The 7,244-nt window shown below is 52.6% G+C and carries 8 protein-coding genes; 3 read left to right on the top strand and 5 right to left on the bottom strand.

Translation table 11 applies throughout. The annotated features are described in order from the left end of the window. Positions 1-128, bottom strand: a 128-nt coding sequence (locus FDW95_RS23370) for an L-rhamnose/proton symporter RhaT (protein ID WP_249358862.1), incomplete at its 3' end; no start/stop codon positions are given. A 202-nt stretch (positions 129-330) separates the two neighbouring features. Continuing rightward, positions 331-1,752, bottom strand: coding sequence for an L-fucose/L-arabinose isomerase family protein (locus FDW95_RS01490; RefSeq protein WP_115259795.1), 1,422 nt, complete (start codon positions 1,750-1,752; stop codon positions 331-333). 255 nt (positions 1,753-2,007) lie between these two features. Here FDW95_RS01490 and sodA point away from each other — a divergent pair, with 255 nt between their 5' ends. Further along, positions 2,008-2,628 (top strand): superoxide dismutase [Mn], encoded by a 621-nt coding sequence (gene sodA, locus FDW95_RS01485; RefSeq protein ID WP_096758838.1) that lies wholly within the window; start codon positions 2,008-2,010, stop codon positions 2,626-2,628. Between the two features lie 88 nt (positions 2,629-2,716). Here the strand turns inward: sodA and FDW95_RS01480 are convergent, their stop codons facing one another. Continuing rightward, entirely contained in the window at positions 2,717-3,607 is an 891-nt protein-coding gene (locus tag FDW95_RS01480) for a dihydrodipicolinate synthase family protein (protein WP_115259794.1), read from the bottom strand. A gap of 152 nt (positions 3,608-3,759) precedes the next feature. On the opposite strand from FDW95_RS01480, the gene yiiM reads away from it, so the two are divergent. Further along, on the top strand, positions 3,760-4,434 hold the full coding sequence (yiiM, locus tag FDW95_RS01475) for a 6-hydroxyaminopurine reductase (protein WP_115259793.1): 675 nt from the start codon (positions 3,760-3,762) through the stop codon (positions 4,432-4,434). 66 nt (positions 4,435-4,500) lie between these two features. Here yiiM and cpxA read toward each other — a convergent pair whose 3' ends face one another. Continuing rightward, complete coding sequence (cpxA, locus tag FDW95_RS01470) at positions 4,501-5,874, bottom strand: envelope stress sensor histidine kinase CpxA (RefSeq protein ID WP_096758834.1); 1,374 nt, start codon at positions 5,872-5,874, stop codon at positions 4,501-4,503. Continuing rightward, complete coding sequence (gene cpxR / locus FDW95_RS01465) at positions 5,871-6,569, bottom strand: envelope stress response regulator transcription factor CpxR (protein WP_005121756.1); 699 nt, start codon at positions 6,567-6,569, stop codon at positions 5,871-5,873. The genes cpxA and cpxR overlap by 4 nt, the downstream gene beginning before the upstream one ends. 150 nt (positions 6,570-6,719) lie before the next feature. Between cpxR and cpxP the strand changes: the two genes are divergently transcribed. Next, a complete protein-coding gene (cpxP, locus tag FDW95_RS01460) occupies positions 6,720-7,220 on the top strand; it encodes a cell-envelope stress modulator CpxP (protein ID WP_115259792.1) in 501 nt (166 codons plus the stop codon). The last annotated feature ends 24 nt before the right edge of the window (positions 7,221-7,244 follow it).

Below are 7,244 nucleotides of genomic sequence, written 5' to 3'. Positions count from 1 at the left end.
AAACCGCCTATGGACCACATAGTCTCCCAGGACCAGTGTTGTACCTTTTTAAAAGGGGCATAAAAACAAGCGGCACTAGCGGCACCGATAAGATGCCATAATATCCCCATCGTAATTGCGTTACCCATTCTGGTTCCTTTTAAATTGTCGTTCTGGCTGGATGAAAATCACCCGTTTTGATATTCAAAAGTCTAAAGAGTGAGTAATGAATTAACCTTCAGCATGCTGCCGTAGGATGGGCAATGCTGGCAAAATTCAGGGGATGAAAAGGATGTTGATCACAAATGCTGATCCGCCCCTCTTTTTTGAGAAGGGCGATAATATTAAGGGTTAGCAGATTTTTACCGTCTGAATACCCAGTAGCCAGGCGAGTTTTTCCAGTACCTCACCATGATGACCAAGGCCAATGCTGCAATGATGGGCTGGACCGCCCATGCACCATTGTGTGGTGAAATCGCGAGCCGATAACGGGAAGCGATAGCGGCTGTTGGTATTGCCGATATCCAGGACTTCACCTGCCACTGCTTCCCCTTCGGCATACTGCAAACGCACCCCGTTTTCGGCATCTTCAATGACCGAAAGAAAGGTTACCGGGCCCGGTTTCACGGTCATCTGGATAGACACACCTTTACCCGGTTTACCATGATAAACCGGCAGCGGAACCAGACGCACCGGACCATCAGCCATCAGCGGGTGCGCCGGGCCATCATGTCCCCACAATACAACATCATCAATAAATTCAATTCCATATGGCTCAGAGAATGAACCACCCGCCCCCAGAAGCTGCTGAATTTTCATCGCCAGTACATTTTTGATTTCATATTCACCTGCCACGGGAATACCACGGTGGGTGAGTAGTGTGTTGCCAAGAATGATTGAGGTGATGATGTTCTCGTAAGCATTGCCGTTTCTACCTTCGTAGTAGTAGGCCAGTGCACCGAGTGTGTTCTGGGCAATCAGTTTATCCATGGCGCAGGCGGTGGTGAGTGCGCGATCAAGCTCTGCCGGTTCGCATGTCGGATCCAGCTGAAGCACACGGTACATTTCCTGTTGTTTGACGCTGAGATCTGTCTCGCTGACCTGCTCGCGGTATTCCGCCAGCTCACACATTTCCAGTGGCTTAAAGCGTACGCCCAATTTGGCGGAGAGGTTCGTCATATTGCTGTAAACGTCCACCATGCCGTCATAATAGTGTCCGAGTACGCCGACCTGACAGTTTGCCAGCATTTGGCGGGCATTAAGGGCTTGTAACCACTGTGCCATTTGTTGCCAGACGTACTCATCGCCCTGTAACGCACCAACAATCAACTGAAAGCGGATATTCGCACGATTAAATACGTTTGCCAGTTCGGGCGCGCTGCAGGCCTGGCAGTGCGCCAGCCACTCTCCAGTACGTCCGCCCCGATCGGGAATTTGGCGGATTGCCGAATAGGGCAGACCAGGCTCCGGCTGTAGGGCCATAATAATAACTGGCTTATTGATACTCTGTACAAGGGGTAGAACCGTTGCGCTGAGTGCGTAGGTGCTAATGTAAAGACAGACCGCATCGACCGGCTGCTGTTGTAATCGCCTGATAAGATCATCGGCTTTATCGACGTTATCAATCAGGCCGCCATTAATGACGGTGGCCTGTTGCGCCGTCAGACGCTCATCAATCGTTTGCAGGTAACCCTGCAAGCGTGACTCCAGGCCAGCAAACTGGGGCCAGTATGTGTCGAGGCCGATTCCGAAAAGGGCGATGTTGACAGACATAGCAATATTTCCTTGTGAGATAATCCGCAGACTATCTCGTGCTTTGTCTCCCATGTCCTTTATGTCGCTGCCTGTTTCCTACGCAGGTTGGCAAAATTCGCCTGATTTTCCCGGTGGCGCTCACATTTTCATCTTGCAATAGCCCTGTAAAAAGTACGGCATTGATAATCATTTTCAATATCATTTAATTAACTATAATGACTCAACTGCTTACGCGGCGTTAACACTGGCCGCCCGACAATACTGGAGATGATTATGAGTTATACACTGCCATCCCTGCCGTACGCTTATGATGCCCTTGAACCGCACTTTGATAAGCAGACGATGGAAATCCACCATACCAAGCACCACCAGGCCTATGTAAACAACGCGAACGCTGCGCTGGAAAGCCTGCCTGAATTCGCTAGCCTGCCTGTTGAAGAGCTGATCACTAAACTGGATCAGCTGCCAGCGGATAAGAAAACCGTACTGCGTAACAACGCAGGCGGCCACGCTAACCACAGCCTGTTCTGGAAAGGTCTGAAAACCGGTACTACGCTGCAGGGTGACCTGAAAGCGGCTATCGAACGCGACTTTGGCTCTGTTGATAACTTCAAAGCTGAATTTGAAAAAGCAGCGGCAACCCGTTTCGGTTCTGGCTGGGCATGGCTGGTACTGAAAGGTGACAAACTGGCTGTGGTTTCTACTGCCAACCAGGATTCCCCGCTGATGGGTGAGGCTATCTCTGGCGCTTCCGGCTTCCCGATCGTGGGCCTGGACGTTTGGGAACACGCTTACTACCTGAAATTCCAGAACCGTCGCCCGGACTACATCAAAGCGTTCTGGGACGTGGTGAACTGGGACGAAGCTGCGGCGCGTTTCGCGGCGAAAAAATAAGCCCCATACAGCCTGATGGCGTAGAGCGGTAACGCTGTATTGCCTGATGCACTTACCCGGCCCACATCATGATGCGGGCCGGGTAATATTAACGCCCAAACACCTCATCAATTATTCGGCATTGGTCCTCGTTTAACTCCCCACCTGCATTACGCGAAACGCCGGTGCAATAGCCAAACTTACGCGACACCACGGTTTTAATGGTGGTGACAAAATCCTCGCCAATAGCGTAGATGGACATGTACGTGCCAATCTTATCCTGAATATCACGCAACGCTGCCAGGTCGCCCTGTTTAAACGCCTCGCGTGCGTGGACAAACAGCTCAGGCATCACGTTATTTAGGCCAGAAATAATCCCTGCGCCGCCTGCCAGCAGGTTGGGGATGTAATATTCGTCGTAACCGGAGAGTACGGCAAAATCTTTGCGTACAGCGCGGGTGGTCTGAATCATACTGCGGGTATGGGACTGGCAGTCCACGGTGTCTTTGATACCGGCGAAGTTCGGGAATTCCCCGGCCAGGGTAGCAACCAGCTCAGGTGTTAAATCACAGCCGGTACGGGCCGGGAAGTTATAGGCAAACCATTGACCGCTGAGTTGTTGCCCTAACTGGCGGAAGTAGCTCAGCAGCTGCGTTGCCGTTTGTCCGTAATAGTAAGGTGGCAGGATCATGACGGCATCGTATCCCGCGTGATACGCTTCCTGCGCCATCAGTAGCACATCATTCTGGCAGGTGGATGAGACGTTGGCGACCATCTTCAGCGAGCTCATAGCTCGGGCTTCACGGATCAACTGCAGCCTTTCGTCGAGCGTAAAGGAGGCAAATTCCCCAATGCTTCCCATCAGCAAAATAACGTCGATCTGTGCCTCGGTAAGGCGTTTGAGATGCTGGCTCAGACCGTTGAAATCGATCTTGCCGTCATTGTCCATTGGCGTAATGGAAGGACACCAGACGCCAGCAAATTGCGATTGACCCGTCACGTTGTCGACTCCTTAATTGAAATGTTGTTTCAAAACCAACTTACATTGATAGCATGTGTCCCTACGTTTCACACCAACCGTGCTCTCATTTTGAGCGAATAGGGTAGAATAAATAGGGTGTAATGGGGAAAAGTTATCGGGAGAGGGAACAGATGCGATATCCGGTTGATGTATTTGCAGGCAAGATTCGGGATTACACGGGAAGCCGCCCCAGTGCGATTGCGAAAGTTCAGGTCGATGGCGAGCTGATGCTGACCGAATTAGGGTTGGCAGGGGATGAACAGGCAGAAACGAAAATTCACGGTGGGCCGGACCGCGCGCTGTGCCACTATCCGCGTGAACACTACCTACACTGGCGACAGGCTTTTCCTGAACAGGCAGAGTTGTTCGTTGCGCCCGCTTTTGGCGAGAACCTGTCAACGCAGGGCATGACGGAAGAGAATGTTTTTATTGGTGATATCTTCCAGTGGGGTGAGGCGCTGATTCAGGTCACACAGCCACGCTCGCCGTGTTTTAAGCTGAATTTTCATTTTGCTATTAGCGATATGGCAAGCCAGATGCAGGATGTGGGCAAGACCGGCTGGTTGTGCAGCGTTATCGCACCCGGCATGGTATCGGCGGATGAGCCGCTGGTACTGGCGTCTCGTGTGAGTGACGTTAGCGTGCAAGAGGCCATCGCCATTGCCTGGCATATGCCGTTTGATGACGACCAGTATCACCGTTTGCTGTCGGCGGCGGGGCTGTCAAAGAGCTGGACCAGAACCATGCAGAAACGCCGCTTAAGCGGCAAGATCGAAGATAATTCGCGGAGATTGTGGGGAAAATAAGGCGGTTATTGAACCTGTAGGCCGGATAAGATGCGTTAGCATCGTCATCCGGCGCAACAGGCACAATTACGCACGTTTATACAGCGGCAGCCACAGCACCAGGCGCAGACCACCCAATGGGCTGTCTTCGGCCTTGACCCAGCCACGATGCTGCTGAATAGCTGTTTCAACAATTGCCAGACCCAGACCAGTACCGCCAGATTCGCGATCGCGCGCTTCATCGGTACGATAGAACGGACGGAAAATCTGTTCTCTGTCTTCGGGGCTCACGCCCGGACCATCATCGTCCACGGTGATGGTAATCCCGTCTTTATCCACCGCGAAGCCCACTTCAATCCTGGTGTGTGAGTAGCGCAGGGCGTTGCGAACAATGTTCTCCAGCGCACTTTCCAGCGTATTCGGGTTACCGTACAGCGGCCACGGCCCTGGCGGGAAGTTAACTGTGAACGATTTGCCCATCTGCTCGGCTTCAAAGGCGGCGTTATCCAGCACGTCACCCCACAGGTGATTCGCCTTCACGGTTTCACTGACCAGCGCGTTTTTCTGCTGATTGCGCGACATGACCAGCAGATCGTTGATCATGCTGTCCAGTCGATGCGCTTCCATTTCAATACGCTCCAGCTCTTTGCTCTCGCCGCTACGACGGCGCAGCAGCGCGGTCCCCAATTGCAGACGCGTTAACGGCGTTCTCAACTCGTGAGAGATGTCCGACAGCAGGCGTTGCTGTGAGGTCATCATGCGTTCCAGCGCCGTCACCATCTGGTTAAAGCTGGCACCTGCCGCCAGGAATTCTTGCGGACCGGCTTCCAGTTCAGGATGCTGACGCAGGTTGCCCTGTGCCACTTCATCCGCCGCATTTTTCAGCTTACGTGCCGGTTTTGCCAGACTCCAGGCCAGCCAAAGCAGCAACGGAGAGCTGACTAACATGGTCACGATCAGCAGTAACAGCGGTCGGTCAAACAGCAGGTTGATGAAGTCAGATTGTGAACTGCTGGCAGGCCGAATGAGGTACAGTTGGTAGTTATCTTCGCCATCTCTGACGGAGAAAGGCCCAACCATTTCAACACGACCGTATTTTTTCTTTTGCGGATGATCGGCGTTATCGGCCTGACCAATAAAGTTACGAATGATCTGCATTTCGTTGCGTTCTGCGCCGATCACGCGTCCTTCCGTCGTAACAAGTAATAACCGCTGTCCCGGCGGCGCCCACTTGTCTATCGCACGAAACAAGCGACGCCACCACATCAAATCGTTGGGCGGATCGTTCGCCAGTTCAGCTTCAACGTGCTGCTCAATCATCAACCCCTGGCGCTGTTCGCTATCCAGTAGCTCGGTCATCTGGCGTGAGTCGAGCTTGGGTAACATCAGCACCAGCATCAGCACCAGTGCCAGCGTTAACCAGAAGATGGCAAAGATGCGTGCGGTTAAACTTCCTATCATGAAGCGGAGACCATCAGATAGCCGCGACCGCGCAGGGTTTTAAACCACGGGTGCCCGTCTTTACGCTCCGGCAGCTTACGACGCAGGTTTGAGATATGCATGTCGATAGCACGATCGAACGGTGTCAGGCGTTTGCCCAGCACTTCCTGGCTTAAATGTTCACGAGAAACCACCTGGCCGAGATGCTGCGCCAGCAAATACAGCAGGGTGAATTCGGTACCGGTTAACTCCAGGGTTTGCCCGTCAAAGCTGGCTTCCTGGCGACCTGGATTGAGGCTTAACGCATCCACCTCCAGCGTCGGCGAGCCGTTATCGCTGTTCTGCTGCTGTTCGCTCCAGTGGGAGCGGCGCAGAATGGCGCGGATACGCGCGACCAGTTCGCGGTCGTTAAACGGTTTGGGTAAATAATCGTCCGCGCCCAGCTCAAGGCCGAGTACGCGATCCAGTTCGCTGCCGCGGGCGGTCAGCATGATTACGGGGGTCTGGTGTGTCTGGCGAAGTGCTTTCAGTGTATCAATGCCGTTTTTCTTCGGCATCATGACGTCGAGCAAAAGTAAATCGATGCTGTCATCCAGAAGCTCCAGTGCCTGCTCCCCATCATGGGCAACCAGCACATCGAAACCTTCCATTTCGAGCAGCTCCTTTAACAGGGATGTCAGCTCTCGGTCATCATCAACTAGCAGTATTTTATTCATTTTTTACGTACCTCCGAGGCAGAAATTACGACATCAGGCGGCGCTAATCTATGACTTTACGTTGTTTTACACCCCCTGACGCATGTTTGCAGCCCGAATCGTAAACTGTCTCTCGTTGAATCGCGACAGAAAAGATTTTGGGAGCAAGTGATGGGCAAAGTTACCGCTGCCGTCATGGCCTCAACGCTGGCACTCAGTACGTTTAGCCATGCAGCTGAAGTCGTCACAGGCGATCACTGGCACCTGGGTGAAAGCTCTTCGCAACGTAATGCGCAGAGCCACATGTTTGACGGTATCAGTTTAACCGAACATCAACGTCAACAGATGCGAGATTTAATGCAGCAGGCCAGACATGAGCAGCCTCCTGTTAATGTTAGCGAAATGGAGACAATGCATCGTCTTGTCACCGCAGCGAATTTTGATGAAAGCGCTGTGCGCGCTCAGGCAGAAAAGATGGCACAACAGCAGGTTGCCCGCCAGGTTGAAATCGCCAAGGTCCGCAACCAGATGTATCGCCTGTTAACGCCCGAGCAGCAAGCGGTTTTAAATGAGAAACATGAACAACGAATGGAGCAGCTGCGCGATGTCGCGCAATGGCAAAAAAGCTCATCGTTGAATTTATTGAGTAGTAGCAACTCACGTTCCCAGTAGTAACCCTGTTTTCCTTGCCATAGA

The sequence above is a fragment of the Citrobacter sp. wls718 genome (assembly GCF_005280945.1).
Classification (GTDB): Bacteria; Pseudomonadota; Gammaproteobacteria; order Enterobacterales; family Enterobacteriaceae; genus Citrobacter; species Citrobacter gillenii.
This window is presented reverse-complemented; position numbering and strand designations above follow the sequence as displayed.

Bases quoted from the DNA above. Each gene is read 5' to 3' on its own strand.
- cpxA (WP_096758834.1), bottom strand. From the start codon at position 5,874: ATGATAGGAAGTTTAACCGCACGCATCTTTGCCATCTTCTGGTTAACG.
- FDW95_RS01490 (WP_115259795.1), bottom strand. From the start codon at position 1,752: ATGTCTGTCAACATCGCCCTTTTCGGAATCGGCCTCGACACATACTGG.
- cpxP (WP_115259792.1), top strand. From the start codon at position 6,720: ATGGGCAAAGTTACCGCTGCCGTCATGGCCTCAACGCTGGCACTCAGT.
- yiiM (WP_115259793.1), top strand. From the start codon at position 3,760: ATGCGATATCCGGTTGATGTATTTGCAGGCAAGATTCGGGATTACACG.
- cpxR (WP_005121756.1), bottom strand. From the start codon at position 6,569: ATGAATAAAATACTGCTAGTTGATGATGACCGAGAGCTGACATCCCTG.
- sodA (WP_096758838.1), top strand. From the start codon at position 2,008: ATGAGTTATACACTGCCATCCCTGCCGTACGCTTATGATGCCCTTGAA.